This is a genomic window from Candidatus Protofrankia datiscae (assembly GCF_000177615.2).
Lineage (GTDB): Bacteria > Actinomycetota > Actinomycetes > Frankiales > Frankiaceae > Protofrankia > Protofrankia coriariae.
Genome location: NC_015656.1, coordinates 3977202 through 3996094, shown reverse-complemented (window position 1 = coordinate 3996094; position 18893 = coordinate 3977202). Strand labels below are relative to the sequence as shown.

At 70.7% G+C, this 18893-nt stretch carries 15 protein-coding genes and 1 pseudogene; 10 read left to right on the top strand and 6 right to left on the bottom strand.

Annotated elements, in window-relative coordinates; genetic code table 11:
* The first annotated feature begins 154 nt into the window (after positions 1 to 154).
* The 5 genes from FSYMDG_RS16675 (at position 155) to FSYMDG_RS16655 (ending at position 8936) form a co-directional block, all read left to right on the top strand.
* On the top strand, positions 155 to 1852 hold the full coding sequence (locus FSYMDG_RS16675) for an FAD-binding protein (protein ID WP_013874565.1): 1698 nt from the start codon (positions 155 to 157) through the stop codon (positions 1850 to 1852).
* Positions 1849 to 2214 (top strand): 4Fe-4S dicluster domain-containing protein, encoded by a 366-nt coding sequence (locus tag FSYMDG_RS16670; RefSeq protein ID WP_013874564.1) that lies wholly within the window; start codon positions 1849 to 1851, stop codon positions 2212 to 2214. Before FSYMDG_RS16675 ends, FSYMDG_RS16670 begins: the two co-directional genes overlap by 4 nt.
* A 72-nt stretch (positions 2215 to 2286) precedes the next feature.
* Complete coding sequence (locus FSYMDG_RS16665; RefSeq protein ID WP_013874563.1) at positions 2287 to 4713, top strand: arylsulfatase; 2427 nt, start codon at positions 2287 to 2289, stop codon at positions 4711 to 4713.
* A gap of 1728 nt (positions 4714 to 6441) precedes the next feature.
* The gene (locus tag FSYMDG_RS16660) at positions 6442 to 8214 is read left to right on the top strand and encodes a sensor histidine kinase (protein ID WP_013874560.1); all 1773 of its coding nucleotides are present in this window, start codon (positions 6442 to 6444) and stop codon (positions 8212 to 8214) included.
* A complete protein-coding gene (locus FSYMDG_RS16655) occupies positions 8211 to 8936 on the top strand; it encodes a LuxR C-terminal-related transcriptional regulator (RefSeq protein WP_013874559.1) in 726 nt (241 codons plus the stop codon). The genes FSYMDG_RS16660 and FSYMDG_RS16655 overlap by 4 nt, the downstream gene beginning before the upstream one ends.
* 64 nt (positions 8937 to 9000) lie before the next feature.
* Here FSYMDG_RS16655 and FSYMDG_RS16650 read toward each other — a convergent pair whose 3' ends face one another.
* The gene (locus FSYMDG_RS16650) at positions 9001 to 9363 is read right to left on the bottom strand and encodes a response regulator transcription factor (RefSeq protein WP_013874558.1); all 363 of its coding nucleotides are present in this window, start codon (positions 9361 to 9363) and stop codon (positions 9001 to 9003) included.
* Positions 9364 to 10058: 695 nt separating this feature from the next.
* Between FSYMDG_RS16650 and FSYMDG_RS26365 the strand changes: the two genes are divergently transcribed.
* Both FSYMDG_RS26365 and FSYMDG_RS16640 read left to right on the top strand, forming a co-directional pair.
* Positions 10059 to 10499 (top strand): hypothetical protein, encoded by a 441-nt coding sequence (locus FSYMDG_RS26365; RefSeq protein ID WP_131772738.1) that lies wholly within the window; start codon positions 10059 to 10061, stop codon positions 10497 to 10499.
* A gap of 277 nt (positions 10500 to 10776) precedes the next feature.
* Positions 10777 to 12177 carry an ATP-binding protein gene (locus tag FSYMDG_RS16640; protein ID WP_013874556.1) on the top strand — a complete coding sequence of 467 codons (1401 nt, stop codon included), beginning with the start codon at positions 10777 to 10779 and terminating at the stop codon, positions 12175 to 12177.
* Between the two features lie 392 nt (positions 12178 to 12569).
* Here FSYMDG_RS16640 and FSYMDG_RS28695 read toward each other — a convergent pair whose 3' ends face one another.
* Both FSYMDG_RS28695 and FSYMDG_RS16630 read right to left on the bottom strand, forming a co-directional pair.
* Positions 12570 to 12857, bottom strand: a complete 288-nt coding sequence (locus FSYMDG_RS28695; RefSeq protein ID WP_237702810.1) for a hypothetical protein — start codon at positions 12855 to 12857, stop codon at positions 12570 to 12572.
* A 26-nt stretch (positions 12858 to 12883) separates the two neighbouring features.
* Positions 12884 to 13807, bottom strand: a complete 924-nt coding sequence (locus FSYMDG_RS16630; protein WP_013874555.1) for an NAD-dependent epimerase/dehydratase family protein — start codon at positions 13805 to 13807, stop codon at positions 12884 to 12886.
* Between the two features lie 124 nt (positions 13808 to 13931).
* Here FSYMDG_RS16630 and FSYMDG_RS16625 point away from each other — a divergent pair.
* Both FSYMDG_RS16625 and FSYMDG_RS16620 read left to right on the top strand, forming a co-directional pair.
* Positions 13932 to 14150, top strand: a pseudogene (locus FSYMDG_RS16625) (LLM class flavin-dependent oxidoreductase); the annotation flags it as partial.
* A gap of 260 nt (positions 14151 to 14410) precedes the next feature.
* A complete protein-coding gene (locus FSYMDG_RS16620) occupies positions 14411 to 14674 on the top strand; it encodes a DUF2277 domain-containing protein (RefSeq protein WP_013874554.1) in 264 nt (87 codons plus the stop codon).
* A gap of 259 nt (positions 14675 to 14933) precedes the next feature.
* Here the strand turns inward: FSYMDG_RS16620 and FSYMDG_RS16615 are convergent, their stop codons facing one another.
* The 3 genes from FSYMDG_RS16615 to FSYMDG_RS16605 all read right to left on the bottom strand — a co-directional run bounded on the left by FSYMDG_RS16615 (position 14934) and on the right by FSYMDG_RS16605 (position 18197).
* Positions 14934 to 15875: a hypothetical protein gene (locus FSYMDG_RS16615; RefSeq protein WP_013874553.1), complete on the bottom strand. Its 942-nt coding sequence runs from the start codon at positions 15873 to 15875 to the stop codon at positions 14934 to 14936.
* Positions 15872 to 17362: a DUF6114 domain-containing protein gene (locus tag FSYMDG_RS16610; protein ID WP_043603850.1), complete on the bottom strand. Its 1491-nt coding sequence runs from the start codon at positions 17360 to 17362 to the stop codon at positions 15872 to 15874. The genes FSYMDG_RS16615 and FSYMDG_RS16610 overlap by 4 nt, the downstream gene beginning before the upstream one ends.
* A 235-nt stretch (positions 17363 to 17597) precedes the next feature.
* Positions 17598 to 18197 (bottom strand): hypothetical protein, encoded by a 600-nt coding sequence (locus FSYMDG_RS16605; RefSeq protein WP_157491036.1) that lies wholly within the window; start codon positions 18195 to 18197, stop codon positions 17598 to 17600.
* 350 nt (positions 18198 to 18547) lie between these two features.
* On the opposite strand from FSYMDG_RS16605, the gene FSYMDG_RS16600 reads away from it, so the two are divergent.
* The gene (locus tag FSYMDG_RS16600) at positions 18548 to 18874 is read left to right on the top strand and encodes a hypothetical protein (protein WP_013874551.1); all 327 of its coding nucleotides are present in this window, start codon (positions 18548 to 18550) and stop codon (positions 18872 to 18874) included.
* The last annotated feature ends 19 nt before the right edge of the window (positions 18875 to 18893 follow it).

Sequence of the window (18893 nt, the reverse complement as noted above, 5' to 3'; positions counted from 1 at the left end):
ACCCGTCCTAATCATGATTCGACCGGCTGCCGAGAACCGAGACAGGGAATCTGATGAACGACCAGCCCCGCCAGCCACACCGACACCGCGACATGTCCTCGACACGTGTCGCCCGGGCCAGACGCGCCGCCCGGGCCGGCGTCGGCGGCCCGCGGTGAGCGCCGTGTCGAGACGCCGCCCGCGGCCGGTCGCGACCCCCGCCGAGACCGACGTCCTCGTCCTCGGGGGAGGCCCGGCCGGGACGTGGGCGGCGCTGGCGGCGGCCGCCGGCGGCCAGCGGGTCACGCTCGCCGACAAGGGCTACTGCGGCACCAGCGGCTCGACGGCGGCCGCCGGTAACAACCTGTGGTATCTGCCGCCGGACGGGGACGCCCGGTCGCGGGCCATCGCCGCCCGTGAGACCGCCGGCGGTCACCTCACCGACCGGCGCTTGATGGCGCGCGTCCTCGACCGGACGTGGCAGGCGGTCGAGCAGCTGACGGACTGGGGCTACCCGTTCCCGGTGGCTGACGACGGCACCCCGCGGCGCGCCAGCCTGCAGGGCCCGGAGTACATGCGGCTGATGCGCCGCCAGGTCCGGCGTGCCGGCGTCGTCATCCTCGACCAGTCGCCAGCCCTTGAGCTGCTGGTCGACCCTGACGGCGTCGTCACCGGCGCCGCCGGGGTCCACCGTCAGCGGGGCGGCGAGCCCTGGCGGGTGCGCGCCGGCGCCGTGGTCCTGGCGACCGGAGGCTGCGCCTTCCGGTCCGGCGCGCTGGGCCTGAACGTGGACACCGGTGACGGCGCGCTGATGGCCGCGGAACTCGGCGCCGAACTGTCCGGGATGGAGTTCTCCTGCCAGTACGGCACCGCGCCCGCCTTCGGCGCGCAGACCAAGGGCCTGATGTACCAGTTCGCCGTGTTCACCGACGCCGACGGCGCCGAGCTGGCCAGCGCCGCGTTCCCCGGCGGGCTGCTCGACGTGCAGCGGGCGGCGCTGCACACCCAGGTGTACGCCCGGCTCGAGCGGGCGCAGCCGCACCTTCGGGAGGCGATGCGCTGGTCGCAGCCGAACTTCTTCCTGCCGTTCGACAAACTGGGCATCGACCCGTTCACCCAGCGCTTCCCCGTCCGTTTCGTCATGGAGGGCACCGTGCGCGGGACGGGCGGGCTGCGCGTGGTCGACGACGGATGCGCGACCACCGTCCCCGGGCTGTTCGCGGCCGGCGATGCCGCGTCCCGCGAGCTCGTCACCGGCGCGATCAGCGGCGGCGGCAGCCACAACGGCTCCTGGGCGATCTCCTCCGGTAGCTGGGCCGGCGCGGCGGCGGCCCGGTTCGCCGCGCGGCGCCCGGCCGGCTGGCCGTCGGCGCCCCTCGCTCCCGCCGGCGGCGCGGGGCTGCGCGCCCGGGCGGGCCGTGGCGACCTGCGGCACGAGGAGGTGGTGGCCGCCGTCCAGGAGCGGGTGCTGCCGCTGCGGCACAACAGGTTCAGGACGGCGGCGGACCTGCGCGAGTCACTGGCCGTCCTCGACTCGCTGTGGTCGGCCGTCGTCGACGGGCTCGCACCGGACGACGACGCCCACAGCATCACCCCCACCAGGGAGGCCGCGGCGATGCTCGCGCACGCGCGGTGGATGTACCGCGGCGCGCTGTCCCGGCCGGAAAGCCGCGGGCTGCAGGTCCGCCTGGACCGGCCGCGGACCGACCCGGCCCTGGCCCACCGCATCCGCGTCGGCGGCCTCGACCAGGTGTGGACGGCCGCCGAGAGCGCCACCGCCGCCGAGAGCGCCACCGCCGGGAGCGCCACCGCCACTACCGGTTCCGGCGCCGTTCCCGGCGTTCGCCGTCCCGAGGAGGTGCCGGCTCTGTGATCGAGGTGGTCAGCGGCAGCCGGTGCGTCGACTGCAACATCTGTGTCGAGGTGTGCCCGACCAACGTCTTCGACGCGGTCGACGGCGGCCATCCGGTGATAGCCCGGCAGCCCGCATGCCAGACCTGCTTCATGTGCGAGGCCTACTGCCCGGCCGACGCGCTGTTCGTGGCACCGCTGGCGGGCCCGGCGCCGGCCGGGTCACCGCTGCGGGACGAGGCGTTCCTCGAAGCCCACGACCGGTTCGGGGAGTACCGGCGCTGGCTCGGCTGGGGCCACGGCCGCCGCCCCGGCAGCCTGCTGGACCGCAACCACGTCTTCACCGCACGTCTCGGCCCGGCACCGGAGGCATCCGGCCGGTGAGCCGGGTGGGACCTCCGCGAAAGCCGAACGAGGACACACGATCCGAGCAGCGACAAGGCAGGGAGCAGCCACATGCCGACGTCCCGTGAGCCCACGGGTGGGCCCCGGCCCGAGCCCGGAACCGGGCCCCGGCCCGTCCCGCGTCCCGCTCCCGCCGGCACGCGGCGCGACCCGTACGCCGGCTTCGGCGGCCGGATCGGGCGCACCTTCGGCGAGTCGGAGCCGGCGTGGCCGCCCCGCGTCCGCCCGGACGGGCACGCACCCAACATCGTCGTGGTGCTCGTCGACGACATGGGGTACAGCGACATCGGCCCGTTCGGCGCCGAGATCGCCACGCCGGCCCTGGACCGGCTCGCCGAACAGGGTGTGCGGCTGACCAACTACCACACCATGCCGCTGTGCTCGCCAGCCAGGGCAGCCCTGCTGACCGGCCTGAACCCGCACCGCGTCGGATACGCCATGGTGGCCAACGCCGACCCCGGCTTCCCCGGCTACGGGATGGAGATCGCCGACGACATCCCCACCCTGGCCGAACTGCTGCACGACGCCGGATACGCCACCTATGCGGTCGGCAAGTGGCACCTGGCGCGCGACTCGGCGTCCAACGCGGCCGACGACCGGCGCAACTGGCCGCTGCAGAAGGGCTTCGACCAGTACTACGGCGTGCTGGAAGGGCTCACCAGCCTGTTCCACCCCCACCAGCTGGTACGGGACAACAGCCCGCTGGACATCGACGACCTGCCCGACGGCTACTACTACACCGACGACATCACCGACCAGGCGATCTCGATGGTGGCGTCGCTGCGGGCGCACGACGCCGACAAGCCGTTCTTCCTCTACGTCGCGCACAACGCCGTGCACGGTCCGTTGCAGGCCAAACCCGAGGACGTCCGGCGTTACCGGGGCCGCTACGACGGCGGCTGGGACGCGCTGCGAGAGACCCGCTTCGACCGGCAGCGCGCGGCCGGCCTCTTTCCCGCCGACACCCGGCTGCCGCGGCGCAACTTCGAGGCCGGACACGAGGTGGGCCCCTGGGCGGAGCTCACGCCGGAACAGCAGCGGCTGTACGCCCGGTACATGGAGGTCTACGCCGCCATGGTCGACAACATCGACCAGAATCTCGGGCGGCTGCTGGACACCCTCGCCGCGCTCGGCGAGCTGGACAACACGATCGTCATCTTCACCTCCGACAACGGAGGCACGGGCGAGGGAGGCGCGGAGGGCACCCGCAGCTACTTCAAGCGTTTCGTCCAGCATCCGAACCTGCCCGCCGACTGGGACCCCGATGTCGAGCGCGACCCCGAACTGATCGGCGGCCCGCGCAGCCTGGTGCACTACCCGCGCGGCTGGGGGATGGCCTCCAACACGCCGTTCCGGCTGTACAAGGGCCAGACCTACGCCGGCGGGGTGCGGGTGCCGTTCATCCTGTCCTGGCCGGCCGGCCTGCGCACACCTGCCGGCGACGCCGGCGTTCGGACGCCCGCCGGTGATACCGGCATTCGCGCGCAGTACCAGTACGTCACCGACATCACCCCGACGCTGCTCGACCTGGCCGGGGTGGCACGGCCGGCGCGGCGACGCGGGCGGCCGGTCCAGGAACTCGACGGATTCAGCTTCGTCGCCGTCCTCGCGGACCCGGACGCACCCAGCACCCACCACGAGCAGTACTGCGAGATGATCGGCAACCGCAGCTACTACCGGGACGGCTGGAAGCTGGTCACGCTGCACCGCCCCGGCGCCCCGTACGACGACGGCGAATGGGCGCTCTACGACGTGACGCGGGACCCGACCGAGATCGTCGACCTGTCCGCCGCGCACCCCGACGTGGTCAAGGAACTGGCCTCGGCCTGGGAGGACGCGGCGTGGCGCAACGGCGTCTTCCCGCTCGCCGACGGCAGCGGCGCGCTGGTCATCCGCAACCCCGCGGAGGAGCGGCTGCGGCGGCCGGTGACCCTGCTGGCCGGCACGCCTGAACTGGAGCGCTACCGCTCCGCCAAGCTCATCACCTTCCGCTCCTTCGACATCGTCATCGAACTGGACGAGCACGCCGCCGGCGACGAAGGAGTGCTGGTGTCGCACGGCGACCAGGGCGGCGGCTACAGCGTGTACGTGGAGGACGGACGGCTCCGCTTCGCATACAACGAGTACGGTGTGCTGCACGAGGCCGACGCCGGGCCGCTGCCCGCCGGCCGGCACACCGTCCGCGTCCGCGCCCAGGCCATCCCGGGTCTGCGCTGGGACTGGCGGATCCTCGTCGACGGCACCGAAACCGGCCGGCTGGCCGACGTGCACCAGCTGATCGGCATGGCCCCCCTGCAGGGGATCAGCGTCGGCGTGGACCGCAAGTCCCCGGTCTCCTGGCCCGTCCACGAACGCCACCGCAGCTTCCGTTACACCGGCCGCCTGAAATCGGTGACCTACATTCCGGGACCGCCTGCCCCCGACGACCCGGAAACCCTGGTCCGCACCCTGCGCGAAGCCGCCGCCACCTTCGAGTAGCCGCGGCCCGCTGTTCCAGCGACGCGTTCTCGACCTCGGCGCTACCGACCGTAGCAGCCAGGAGGAACTGCGACGTCGCGACCTCGGCCCCGGTCGCCAACCGTGTCCCCTCATGCGGTTCCCCGCAGGTTTCGGAGGCCCCGCCGGACCGTCGAGAGCCTTCGAGAAGACACTTCAACACCAAAAGATCACCTGCCGAGCAAGGCGACGACCATCATTTTTGAACGCTCGGGACAATAAGGAGGCGTTCCTTCGGGGCTTCTTCGGATGCGGACGTTATAGGTGCTCGAGGGAGAAGTTATAGCCGGCCACCACGTGCACACTCGGGCCTATCGCGGGGCATGTTCCTTTGTTGTCGGAGCCGTCGTAGTACATGTCGTGGCACTTTCCACAGAATCGCCAGTCCTGCTGTCGGGGTACGAAGGGGTCGCGACTCTCGTAGGACTTCGAAGTAGTCGCGCGATGCGAAGGGCATTCCGCCGCACAGGCCCCAGGACGCGTTCCCTACAGCTATGTCCCCGAAGGGGTCCGGCAGGCTGATTGAGGTGATGTGGATCGATGGCCAGTGGTTACTGAACGCAAAGCCATGAGTCGACGGCAGATAGCCGGGAACCGTGACCCGGGCGTCCGGGATCACCGAGTAGACAGCCTCGGCGTTATTGCCTTTTCCTCCACTGAAGTATACGCCATACGGCCCGGTAATCGACTGCTCGTAGAAGTTCGTACCCGCATACGGGTTATTCTAGTGGATGTACACCTCATGATCCTGATCGCCGATACGGTAGCGAGTATGTCCCTCAGTGCCAGTCAGGATGCCGTTGGACTCGGATTGGATCCAAACCGTCTGTCCAGGCTGGATGACGTCAGGCGGGCGCAGCGGTTCCGTTCACTCGCCTCCTTCCAGATGACTTGTTACATGATGCAAAGGAATGCCGATCTGGTTCCGGAGTGTTATACGCGTTGAACGCGCTGCCATGGTGTTGACCTCCATATCGACTGGTTGGCCGGAATTGGAACAAGACTCATTTCTCTGCAGTGTGAATTTCCCGGATCTGTAATACGAAGAACCTCTCCACCGCGGACCATCCAGGCTGGGCCCGGCTGGTCAAATCCTCTGACAAGATTCGTGCACAGGTACGAGTGCCCGACTACTCGATCGCGCAGATATCGGTACGCGGATAGAGCCGGAGGGTTGCTCACGGCCCTCGACGCTGCTGGCCGGCCGACCGGGATGTGGGTGGGAATTTTTCATGGGATGGTAGGTCGGCGATGCCGACGGCTTCAGTCGGTACCACCATGTTGACGTAAGAAGCGATCTTCGTTGTAGATCTTTTGGGGGATGGCATACTCCGTATCGCGAAGTCCGTTGCCTGCTGGAGACAATCATTGTTGGTCATTGTTCCCCTGTCGTCGTCCGTTAGCTTCACATCATCCTGAGTAGCCAACGCGGGATATCAGGGCTAGCACGGAACTTCGGCGACGCCCTGCCTCCTCGGCCGAGGGGCGCGTTCTCCGCTTGGTTGTGGTTGTCCGTCAGGGCAGCGGGTGGGAGGACACACTCCCTGTCCGGTTGGTCGGCTACGGCGGGATCTGCGGCGGCGGTGATGTCGCGGTAATGTCGTTGACAGTCGCGGAGGGCGCTGTGACGCTTACTCCATGAGCGTCGAGGGGGCGGCGGGAAGAGTCGTCATGCCTCGTCCGCCGTGTTCCCGCGTTCTGCCTACGCCGATGCCGGCGGTGTATCTCGCGGTCGGGTTCGGTGTGCTGCTCGGGGCGTCCGGGCTGGTGTTCAAGGCACGGGACGGCTCGCATGCCGCCATGGACACGGTTCTGGGGGCCACCGGCGGTTTCCTGTTCCTCGCCGCCGGGGCGGTGGCGCATGCCCGGCGACCGGCGAACCGGGTGGGGCTGCTGATGGTCCTGGTCGGCGTCGGGTTCTTCGCCGAGGATCTGCAACTGTCACGCACCCCGGTGATAGGCAGCGCCGGACTGCTGCTGGTCCGGGCGTCGAGCGGGTTCGCCGCACATCTGCTGCTGGCCTTCCCGAGCGGACGCCTGGCCTCACGGACACAGCGGCTGCTTGTAACGGCCGCGTATGCCACGGCCTTCGGGCTCCCTCCGGTCGCAGCCCTGTTCGACAGCGCCCACCAACTGCCTGATTCCGCCCCGAACCTGCTGCTTGTCGCCGACAACCTGCCGTTGGCGCAGGCGGTGAACCACATCGAGGAGACGATCGGCGCGGCGATCGCCGTGGGTGTGCTGGTGGTGCTCGTCCGCCGCTGGGTGACGGCCAGCCGGCCGCTGCGGCGGGTGCTCGCACCGGTCTTCGTCACCGGTCTGGTGGGAGCTGCCGCCACGGTGGCCGGCGGGGTCGCGGGTTCGACGCATCCGCTGCGGCCGACGTTCCTGTGGGTCTACTGGGCGGCGTTCTGCCTGTTGCCGCTGGCGTTTCTCGCCGGGGTCCTGCGGGTCCGGCTGGGACGCACCGCCGTGGGGGACCTGCTGGGCCGGTTGCACGAGCCGCTGTCAGCCGCCGACCTGCAGGGGCTCCTGGCGCGGTCGTTGGGTGATCCCTCGCTGCGGATCGGCTACTGGCGGCCGGAGTCCGGCACGTTCATCGACGGGGACGGCCAGCCGCTGCGGCTCCCGGAGGACGACTCACAGCGCGCCGTGTGGCCGGTGGAACGCGACGGCCGGCGGGTCGCGGCGCTGTTCCACGATCCGGCGCTGCGGGAGGACGCACATCATCTCGACGCCGTGGCCGCCGCGGCCGGGCTGGCGCTGGACAACCAGCGGCTGGCCGCCGAGGTGAACGCCCAGCTCGCCGAGGTCCGGGCCTCGCGGGTGCGGATCGTCGCCGCGGCCGACGCCGAACGGCGCCGCCTCGAACGCGACCTGCACGACGGCGCGCAGCAACGGCTCGTCGTCGCGCGGCTGTTGCTGCGTCTGCTCCAGGAACGCCTCGACGGCACCGTCGACGAGCAGAGCACGGCGTTGCTCGCGCGCAGCGCCGACGGGCTCGACGCGGCCATGAACGAGCTGCGGGCGCTCGCCCGCGGCATCCACCCCGCCATCCTCACCGACGCCGGCCTGCTCCCCGCGCTGCGGGCACTGACCGAGCAGACCCCGCTCGACGTGCGACTGACGGCGACCGCCGTACCCGTGCTGACCCCCGCCGTGGAGGCGACCTGCTACTTCGTGGTGGCCGAGGCGCTGACCAACGCCCTCAAGTACGCGCACGCCGACCAGGTCCGGATCGACGTCGAACACGCCGACGGCCGGCTGCGCGTCGAGGTCACAGACAACGGAATCGGAGGGGCCGACATCACAGCCGGAGCAGCCGGAGCAGCCGGAACGGCAGGGGCAACGGGAACAGCCGGCACGGGCCTGCTCGGCCTGCGTGACCGGCTCTCGGCACTCGACGGCATGCTGACCGTGCACAGCCCCGCAGGCCACGGCACCACCGTCCGTGCGCTTCTCCCCACGGGTGATCCGCGATGAAACCCTTGTCCTCGCTGTCCTCGCTGTCCTCGCCAGGCCGGTCCGCGGGATTACGGGTGGTGCTCGCCGACGACGCTGTGTTCCTACGGGAGGCTGTCGCCGAGCTGCTCCGCGGCCACGGCTGCGACGTCGTCGCGCAGGTAGCCGACCCGGCCGGCCTGCATGGCGCGATCGCCGCGCTGCGGCCCGACGTGGCGGTGGTCGACATCCGCATGCCTCCCACCCACCATCTCGAAGGGCTCGAGGCGGCTGTCGCCATCCGCCGGGACCACCCCGACGTCGGCGTCCTGCTGCTCTCCCAGTATCTGGAGTCCCACTACCTGCCAACCCTGTTCGGCACGGGCGCCGGGAGCATCGGCTACCTGCTCAAGGAGCGGGTTGCCGGTACGGCGGTCTTCCTGGACGCGGTCCGCCGGGTCGCGGCCGGCGGCTGCGTGCTCGACCCCGACGTGGTGAGACTGCTGGTCGGTGGCCGGCGCCGACACGACCCGCTCGACACGTTGACCGACCGTGAACGTGAAGTGCTCGCCCTGATGGCCGAGGGGCGTTCCAACCGCTCCATCAGCGACCAGCTCGTCCTGACCCCCAGGACGGTCGAATCCCACGTACGCAACATCTTCACCCGGCTCGGCCTGCACCCGCAGCCCGACGACCACCGTCGCGTCCTCGCCGTCCTCACCTACCTCCAGGCCACCGACACGACCGCCGCCCGAAGATCATAACTGGCCGGTCCGGCAACCACGCCGCCGGTCAGGCAACCACGCCGCCGGACAGGTGGGCACGGCGTCACCGGCAGCCGGTGACCAGGCGGGTGAGTGCCGTCGACGACAGTTCGGACTTGAGCAGGAATCCGCATGCTCCGCAGTCGGTGATGCGGCTGCCGTAGTCGGTGGCGTCCCGGGCCGAACACAGCACCACCTTGACCGTCGGCATCCTCGTACGCAGCTCGCGGCAGAGCGTGAACCCGTCGACGTCGGGCAGGCGTACGTCCAGTAGCACGATGTCCGGCCGCAGCCGGGCCGCCTCACCCAGCCCGTCGGCTCCGGTCCCCGCCTCCCCGACGATCCGGTATCCACCGGTCTCCAGCATCACGCGAGCGACCGCCCGGAAATCCGCAAGATCGTCGACAATCAGAACAGTGGACGCCACCGACCGACGATCCCACCACGACCGCGTCCCCACGTCCGTGCCAGCCCTGAACCGGAGGGCGTCATCCGGGCTGGCCTCACCCGCCACCCATGCTGGCCGGCGAGCACCCGCATGGCCGAATCGTCGCGTGGCCGAACCGCCGTGCCCAACCATCCGGGCTGACGGCCTTCGGTTTTCAGTGTTGGCACGGATGTTCCCGCGCCCGATGCCCGTGAGAATCGATCTGACGATCGTGGCAGGGCCTCGAAACGGCGGCGGCACCGATCAGGAAGCGCCTCCAGTCAGTCACGACATGTTGTGGGGGAAGAGACGTGATGCGCATGGTCGGCCGGCGTTGTCGGAGATTTTCGTACCGGCGGACGAGGGCGCGGGAGGCACTGTCGGTCCCGCGTTTCGTCGTCCGTCTCCCGGCGCTTCTTCCCAGGCATGCGCTGGCCGGTTTCCTGGCGCTGTCCCTGCTTGCCACGGGCTGTCTGGGCGATATGGGGGGCAGCGGTGGTTCGCGGCCGAGCGGCGGGCCGACCCGACAGAACGGGCAGGACCGGCAGAACGGGCAGGACCGGAAGCCGAAAGGGCCGGTCTGCCCCACGCCCGGGCCGCTCACGAAATCCCAGCTTCCCAAGTTTCCGTCGGCGGACGCGGTCACTGTGATCAATCAGAATCCATGCGTCAGCATCGCGGGTCTCGCCGATCAGATGATCGGTTTCATTCCCAGGGGACGCGCGGGGGAGTTCGCGCAGTTCCGCGGCGGGCTTGAGCAGTTCATCAAAAGGGTGAACGCGGCCAACGACGTGGTGGAGTGCGCCTACGAGACCGACCATCTGGCGATCGAGGTGTACCAGCATGATGACTGGCACTGGTCACTTGGCATGGTCGCGGTCGTCCGTGGGGATCTCGACGCGCTGGTCGACGGCGCGGCCTGCTGGTTGCTGAAGAGAGTGCCGTTCCCGACCGGGGGATTCGGATTCCGCGGCGAGAAGCGCGCGCCCGACCCTGCCTTCTGTGCCGACGCCGTCAGCAGAAAAAGCAACGGCTATCGTTTCACGGTCATGTGGATCGGATCCTCGGATCTCATGTGCAAGAGCCTCGCCTACCTGGCGAAGCCCGTTCAGCCGACGCCCTTGAGCACCGGCTGAAGCATCGTTCCGAATACTCGGGTTCAGCGCGGCGCGGTGTGTCCGGGATGCTCCGCGTCACGAAGGGTATCCTTGTTGGGGCGCGTCGTGTTCGAAGTGTGCTTCGGGCGATTGCGGCTCTTGTTTTCCGTCTCGGTGGGTCCAGTTCGGCCGTGTCGCGGGCAGGCCGGATCCTGGGCGGGGCTGATGCTAGCGACACTGATGTCACTGACATTGATGTCACTGACACTGATGTCGCTAACATGGATGTTAGTCTTCGTGTGTGCATGAGGACTTCGTGGGTCGCGCCGAGGAGCTGGCACGGCTGGATGGCCATCTCGCGGCGGTTCGTGGCGGCCGGAGGCGGCTGATCAGTGTGCGGGGGCGGCGCCAGGCCGGCAAGTCCAGACTGATCAGCGAGTTCGTGCGCCGTAGCGGTTTGCCGCAGATGTTCGTGACCGGGGCTCGGCAGGCCACTCTCCAGCGAGACCTCGACGGGTTCGTCGAGGACGTCCGGCTCGGCTGCACCCTGCCCGGCGCCGACGGGCTTACCGCCGGCGGCTTCACCTCCTGGGAACAGGCGCTACGCGCCACCCATGCCGCGCTCCCGGTGGACACGCCGGCCATCGTCGTGATCGACGAGTTCCCCTGGCTGCTGGAGCGCGATCCTGGCATCGACGGCACTCTGCAGAAGCTTTGGGACCGGCTGTTCGAGAACCGGCCCGTCCTTCTTGTCATCATCGGCAGTGACCTCGCCGTGATGGAGATGCTGACCGGGCACGACCGGCCGCTGTTCGGGCGGGCCCGGGAGATGGTCGTCGAGCCGTTCTCCATCGGTGACACGGCGCGCATGCTCGGGCTCAGCGGTGAGCGTGCGGCGGAGGCGTTCGACGCGCAGCTCATCACCGGTGGGTATCCCCGGCTGCTGCTGGAGTGGCGACGGGCCGGCGGACTGTCGGCATTCCTCGACGACCAGCTCTCGGACGAGCACTCCGAACTTGTTGTCACCGGTCAGCGGGTTCTGGACGCGGAGTTCCCGCGTGATCTGCAGGCGAGTGGCGTGCTGCGCGTCATCGGTGCGGGAGACCGGGCCTTCTCCGCGATCGCGGCGCGCGCCGGTGTGGCGTCGACACCGCTCACCCGGGCCCTGGCACTGCTGGCCGGCAAAAGAGTAATCGCGGTCGACCGTCCGGTGGCGGTGAAGGTCGGTACAGCGTCCCGGTACCGGGTCGCCGACCCCTATCTGCGGTTCTGGCTGCGCTTCCTGGAAGGTGCGGTCGCCGACATTCAGCGTGGCCGGCCCGACCTGGCCAGGGCCAGGGTGGCGGGCGGATGGGCCGCCTATCGCGGGCGGGCCGTGGAACCGCTGGTGCGTCAGGCGCTCACCAGGCTCGCGGTCGACGATCCCGCGCTCGGTGGTGCCGAGACGGTGGGCGGCTGGTGGCCGCGTACCCACACCCCCGAGGTGAACCTGGTCGGCATCCGGCCGGGTAAGGGCGCGAACGTGGTGACCTTCGTCGGCTCCGTCAAGTGGCGTGACAAGGAGCCCTTCACCCCGGCCGACCTGGACCACCTGTTGCGTGACCGGGTCGCGGTGCCCGGCGGTGACACAGCGCCACCCGTCGCTGTCACCCGGACGACGACGCAGGTACCGGGCCTGCCCAGCTATGATCCGGCCCGGCTCCTGACCGCCTGGTAGGCGTCCGGAAGCCGCTTCTGTTTCGATCAGGTCCAGCAGTTGGTCGACGTCCGCGTCGGGCACGTTGGCGGCCAGGTACGCGCGGACCTGTTCCTCGTCGAACGGCAGCATCAGCATGGCCAGGTAGTCGGGGCCGGCCGGCCGGTCCCGGTGCTGGCCGGTGAAGTGCGTGGTCTCGTGCCGGATCGAGCGGAAGTAGCGGGTGCGGCAGGACAGCAGCAGCCTGCTCGGCCGGTCCGTCTCCCGGCGGCCGTTCTGCCGGGACCGCCAGGCATCCTCGGTGGCCCGCCACAGCCTGCGGGTGAACACCTGGCCGGCGTGCGGGTCCAGGCGCACCAGCACCTCGTCCAGCCCGTTGAAGATCAACACGCAGTTGCCGGCCGCGACCAGGTTCAGCACCTGCGCGGCGGACGGGCCGGTGCCGAGGTCCCCGGCGGCCAGCAGCGCCTCCAGGATCTTCGGGAGGCCCGCCCCTCCCGGGCCAGCGCCGGTGGCAGGTCGCGCAGGTCGAACAGGATCGGCAACGGCGCCGAGCGGTCGTCATCGCGGCGATTCAGCAGCGCCTGGGCGAAGAGCTTGACGGTGGTGGTCTTGCCCATGCTGACGTCGCCGAGCAGCGCGCACAGGTGCCGGGCGGAGGACGCCGAGGTGTCGGTGGCCCACGCCAGCAGCCGTTCCACCGCCAGCACCGGCTGCGGGTGGTGGGTCAGTGCGCGGGTCCGCCGGCCGCCGCGATGGTCGCCCAGCCGGCCGCGCCCGACGGGAACTCCGGTTTCCAGCCGGTGGTCTCCCGGAACCGGCGGTTGCTGACCCGCTGGGACCGGGTGACCGTGCGGGTGCGGGGCGACAGCCGCAGCGGCCAGGCCGGGATCAGTCTGACCCGATCGACGCCGTACACGTGCGCGAGCACCTCGGCGAACTCGGCCCGGGTGGCCGGCTCGTCGTCCACGATGTTGTACGTGCCGGGCGGCGCGTCGAGGGCGGCCACGACCGCGCTCGCGGCGTCGGCGACGTGGATCGGTGACAGGTAGGCGCCGGCCGGGCCGGGGACGGCCGGCTTGCCGGCCCGAGCCCGGCGGGCCATCTCGGTGCTCATGGCGTCGTCCGGGCCGTAGAACGAGCCGAAACGCAGCAGCACACCGGCGCGCCCGGCCACGCGCACCCGCTCGACCTGGGCGGCCGAGGCGGCCACCGTCCGCTCCTGCGGGCCGTTGGCCAGCGGCGCGTCCTCGTCGAGCCAGGATGTCCCGCCGTCCCGGTAGATCAGCGTGATCGACTCCTGGATGTAGCGGGAGACGGCGGTGGCCAGCGCCGCGTCCACCAGGTGTCTGCTGACGTCGCGGCGCAGGACGTCGTTCTGCTTCCAGCCGCCGGGCAGGATGGCCGCCGGCGGCAGCGGGATGTGGGTCGCGAGGTGGGCGACGGCGTCCGGCTGGATGCGTTCGATCGTCGTCCGGACCTGGACCGGGTCGGTGAGATCGAGGGCCACGGGGGTCACCCCGGCGGCGGCGAGCCGCTGGGCCCTGCCCTGGTCGCGGGCGACGCCGTGCACGTCGTGCCCCGCCTCGATCAGCTTCCTGACGGCGTGCCGACCGAGCGCGCCGGTCGCCCCGGTGACGAAGACCAACATGTTCGCTCCCTGGCGCCAGGCTCTCACCATTCCGACGAGGCGGCCAGCGGAGATCCGACGGAGGCAGCCAGCGAAGAACGTGACACCCGGTGGGCCCAGGTCCGCTCAGGAGACGGAGCCTGTCATGTACACCGCCCCCGGCCGGTACAGCGGCGGCGGCGCGGGCACCACCTGGCTGGTCGGCTCCCCGGACGACGCGACCACCGCCCTGCGTGGGTGCGCAGACCTCGGCATCACCCACTTTGTCCTCTCTAACACCCACTACAGGCGAGAGACCGCCCGCATCGGTGACCGGTTCCTCCCGCTGCCGCGCACCCCGGAACCGCTCCGAGCGGACGTCTGATGTGCATCCGGTGGATTCCGGCGAACTCCGGCGAATTCCGTCTCGACACGGTTGGTCTGCGGCGTGCCGTAACTCGGTTTCCGCCACACCGCATCGGACGGATCCACCCTGCCCGTCTCCGCTCGTAACAGTGGCACGTCCGGGGAACCGGCCGGCTACAGGCCGATCCCAGCGGCCACCGTCCGTGAGATCGCCCAGCAAGCTCAGAGCGGGAAGCCGGAGGAGCGGGAAACAGTGGGAAGCTGCGGGAAACTGAAGGTATGTGTCGTAACATCACCGAACTGCGGGGTCTTCAGCCGCCGGCGACCGATGAGGAGATCGAGGCGGCCGCCCGCCAGTTCGTCCGGAAGGTCAGTGGTCTGCGCCAGCCCCCGGCGGCGGCCGGGGACGCGTTCGAGGCGGCGGTCGCCGAGGTGGGCGCCGCGGTCCACCGGTTGCTCGACGCGCTGCCGGCCCGCCGCCAGCCACCGGCCACGCTCCCGCCGCTACGACGCCCGGAGATCCGCGCCCGCCTGAACACGTGAGCATCCCGGGTACCAGCCGGCCGGACCGCACGGGGGCCGACTCGGCCGCTGCCCAGGCGTCCATCGATGCCGGCCATCAGGCGCCGCGGGCGGCGTCCGCGGCCAGCCGCGTGGAGCATGATCTGGGCGATTTTGTCGCTGTGTACGGTTTTCGGCCCCGGAAGCGTACACAACGACAAACTCGCGGCGATCTTCTCTGCTTCCGTCGGGCGCAGAGCACCCGGAGAGCGTCACGAGGGTCCGGATCATGAGGTCCGGATCACGAGGGTCCGGAGAGGACGCAAAGAAGGTCCAGGGGATGACACCGTCGGGACGGCGTCGGCTGACCGGATGCCGGTGTCGTCGGGGCGGGGGCCGTTCTCGGCGGTGGCGCGGCCGGGCCTGGAACTCCCGCACCGTCCGCGCCGGAGGCGGTCGCTGTCGCTGGCGTCGTCGCGGGGACGCCAGCTGCGGGGGTGACACCGGCCGTTCCTGTGCCCGCGACGTCGTCCTGTGCCCCACCGTCCTGAGAGGCGGAGCCGCCGCAGTACGCCGGCGGTGTGGCCAGGCCGGGGGAGTACCCGCCGGGGCGCAGCAGCACCGAGGCGCCGGTCAGTCGCAGCCTGGGCATGGTGATCCGACTGGACTCGCTGTATATCCGGCCCAGCGTCAACAGGACGTCGCCACGTCCGACCAGGCCGACCACCGCCGAGACGGCGGTGTCCCGGTAGCCGGTGGCGGGATCGACGTCGAGGGCGTGATTCAGCGCCGGGTCCAGAACCTGCCCTGTGGCGCCGCCCGAACCGTGGACGCCGGCGTCGTGCACACAGGTGAAGGGCGCGGTGATGCCGCTGCTCTCCGCCGCCGCGGTTCCCGCTGCTGTTCCGGTTCCCGCTGCCACGTCGGACGTGGTCATCGTGTTGGCGGTCACCGTCAGCGTCCATGTTCCGAGCGTGCCGAGGTGGATCTCCCGCTCCAGACGGAAGTCGGCGGCGTTGACGAGTTCGCCGATGCGCAGCAGCGCGGCCGGGGTGCCGTCCGCCGGGCTGACGGTGCCGTCGAGCGCCAGGCGCCGCAGTTCGATGTTCCGGCCCGTCCAGTGGAACGTGTTGCCGTCGCCGGTGCGTGCCGAGGCGGTGCCGGCCGCGCCGGCGATCAGGACGGCCGAGCCCACGACCAGCAGGGTCAGCAACGCGCCGAGATGCCGTGGGAGGCGTCTCACCGGATGTCCGGCGTCGGGCCCGTGACGTGCCGGCCGGCCGTGGCCCCGGAATTCGGGACCTCGGAATTCGGTGCTGTGACATTCGGCGCAGTGGTGTCCGGGACGGCGGAATGCGGCGCGGCGGGATCCGGGACGGTGGAACGCGAGATGACAGAATTCGGCGCGGCGGAACTCGGGCGGGTGGGGTTCGGGGCGGTGAGATCAGGGATGGCGGAGTTCGGGGCCCCGGAATCAGGGACGGCGCGGGGCACGGGCCGCACGCCCGGAGTTGGGGCGCTCGGAGCCGGGGCGTCCGGAATCGGGATGTCCGGGGCCGTGGGAGCCGGAACGGGGAAATCGAAATCGGGGTTCGGGGAAGCCTGCGCGGGGGAGAGCGCCGGTGCGGCGGCGACGATGCGCAACGAGACCGTCCGCGTCCGCGGGATCAGGTCGTGGGGTGCCTGACCGGCCCACAGCAGAAGCAGCCAGCCGGCGACGGCGGCAGTGGCGCACAGCGCGGCCGGGCCGAAACCGATGTGCCGGGGAAGCAGGAGCACGAGCTCGACGGTGACGGCGATCTCCACCGTGCGCAGCGCCTCGCGGAGCGCCGCCCGGGCGAGCGGCGCCGCCACCAGGCCTCCCACCGCGACAGCGTCCGGTGACATCACAGTGCTGTTCCGTGGTGTCACGGTGTTGTCCGGCGGTGCCACGGCATCCGGTGACGTCACCGCGTCCGTCGCCGCGGTGGTACCGGGCACTGCGGCGGGTACCGTCACAGCTGTGGGGCCTGCCGCCGTGAAGACCCGAGTGCCCAGCAGCAGCCGGCCCGGGGTCAGGGCGGCGGCGGCACCCGGTCCGACAACTGCCAGCCAGGCTGCCAGGTGCAGTGCGTACCAGATGGCGATGTGCTCCTTGACGGGCCCGTTCAGGACGGTCGCGTAGAGGCCGACGACGATGACGCCGGCCAGCGCCAGGTCGACGGCCGCCGCCGCGGCCCGCACACCGACACGGGCGGCGCGCACGGCGAGGAACGCGCCGTCCGGCGGCGGGGTCCACGCGGCGGCGAGCGACCCACCGACGATCGCCAGCAGCGAGCCGGCCCCCAGCCCGCCGGCGGCGATCGGGAAGGCGATCAGGCCGCCGATGACCGACAGCAGGCCCAGCGCCGCGCACGCGCCCGGATACCAGAGCATCAGCAGGCCGAACGCGACGATGAGCAGACCGACAGCCAGCCCGTACACGGCAACGTCGGCGGCGAAGAAGGCCGGGCCGAACGAGAAGCTGAAGTAGCAGATGGCGGCCCCGCCGGCCATGGTCGGCACGGCCGCCCGCCACGGTGTCCCCGCCGCCGACAGCCGGTCGTCGGACAGCGGCCGGGCCGTCGCCACCACGGGCCGGGCGCGCTCGCGGTGGCGACGGGGCGGCTTCGCCGGGCGGGCCGGCCGCGCCGGGTGGGCCGGCTTCGCCAGGTGGGCCGGGCGGTGCGGACGGGGCGGCGTGGCGGACACGTTCGTTGCCGCCCCTGCTGGCCGTGGCCGGGCCATCAGGCCACCGGGCCCGCGTCACCGGACCGTTTCGTGGCCGGCGCCGGACCTCCTGCCGGCGACGGCCGCGAAACCGCGGAGCGGGAGAACCAGGCAGCAAAAGCGGTAAGAACGGTGTGAGCCGCAAAAGTGGCGAAAAGGTGGGACTGTGCTGTCCGGTCGTTCGTGTGAGGGCCGTCCGGCCGCTTGCGCAAAGCATTCATGCCAGGCAACGGAATTTCTGCGGGTCGTAGCCGCCGCGCTCGATGCCGACGTGGAGGTTGCCCAGCGAGAGGCCGGTCGACCGCAGGCTCGTCGCCTCGACGCCGGCGCCGACCAGTACGACCCGGCCGGCATCCAGCCGGATGGAGGCGAGCGGAGCGCCGCCGGCGGCGTCGATGACGACTCCGTGGAAATCGATCGATTCCACGCAGATCCGGGACGCGCCGAGCGTGAGGTCGGTCACCTTCGTTCGTCCGGGGGCGTTGATCCGTAGTTTCCAGGTACCCAGCCCGCCGGGCAGTTCGAAGGCCTTCTCCAGGACCAGCCCGTCGATCAGCGCCTGTTTCATGCGGATTTCGCCCGCCGGCAGCTGGCCGCCGTCCGGGGACGAGTTCTCGTCGATGCTGGGCACCAGCGTGAAGCTGCCCGGCCGTGCCGGCTCGCCGGTGTCGATCGAGGCGCCGGCGACGCCGAAGGAGCCGACGTTGCCGAGCGCGAACGGGAGGGCCGCGCTCCCCGACAGGACGACGACGACCATCGCCAGCAGCAGCGTGAACGCCACTCCGCCCACCGCCAGCAGTCGACTTCGGCTGATCATTGTGTACGGCTGATCATTGTGTACCTCGTCCGTGCGCGGGGGTGTGCTCCCGTCGAGGTTGGTCGACCGGCACATCCGCCGCCCCCCTGACGCTCACCGGCTGAGAATTCCACCGTTCCTGCGCAAGTGTCAATGAATCGGATGATTCGACCCACGGGTTTGCCGTGGCCTACCGGGTGGGCATCCGCCGGGTGGGCATCCAGCGGATGGAGATCTGGCAGGCGGAGATCTGACGGGTGGATGTGGAGATCTACCGGGCGGGCATTGGCGACGCATCGCCGTAGAGGCATCACGCCATGGCGTATGCTCCACAGCAAACGTGCCGTCCGGATCTGCGGAGGAGTGGCACCATGACAGCTGTGGCGGTAAAGCACGACCCGGTTTCCCACGGGCCGTCCGGCAGGCCGGCCGGCAGGCCGCTGGACATCGCCGGCCTGGCCGGCTGGCCGCTGCCGGTCGGCCGGATCGACTTCGACGAGGGCCTGGCCTTCCCGCGGGCTGTCGAGCCCGGTGGCTACACCGTCTGGATCATCGATCCGCAGGTTTCGTCGGTGACCGTCCACCGGCTCGGCCATCACGGCGTCCACGAGGTCGTCGACACCATCCGCGGCGACGACCGCCGCGAGCTCACCGAGCCCTTCCCCGTCACCGTGCGCCCCGCCGATCTGTTGCTCTGAGCGGCCGCGCCGGCCCGAG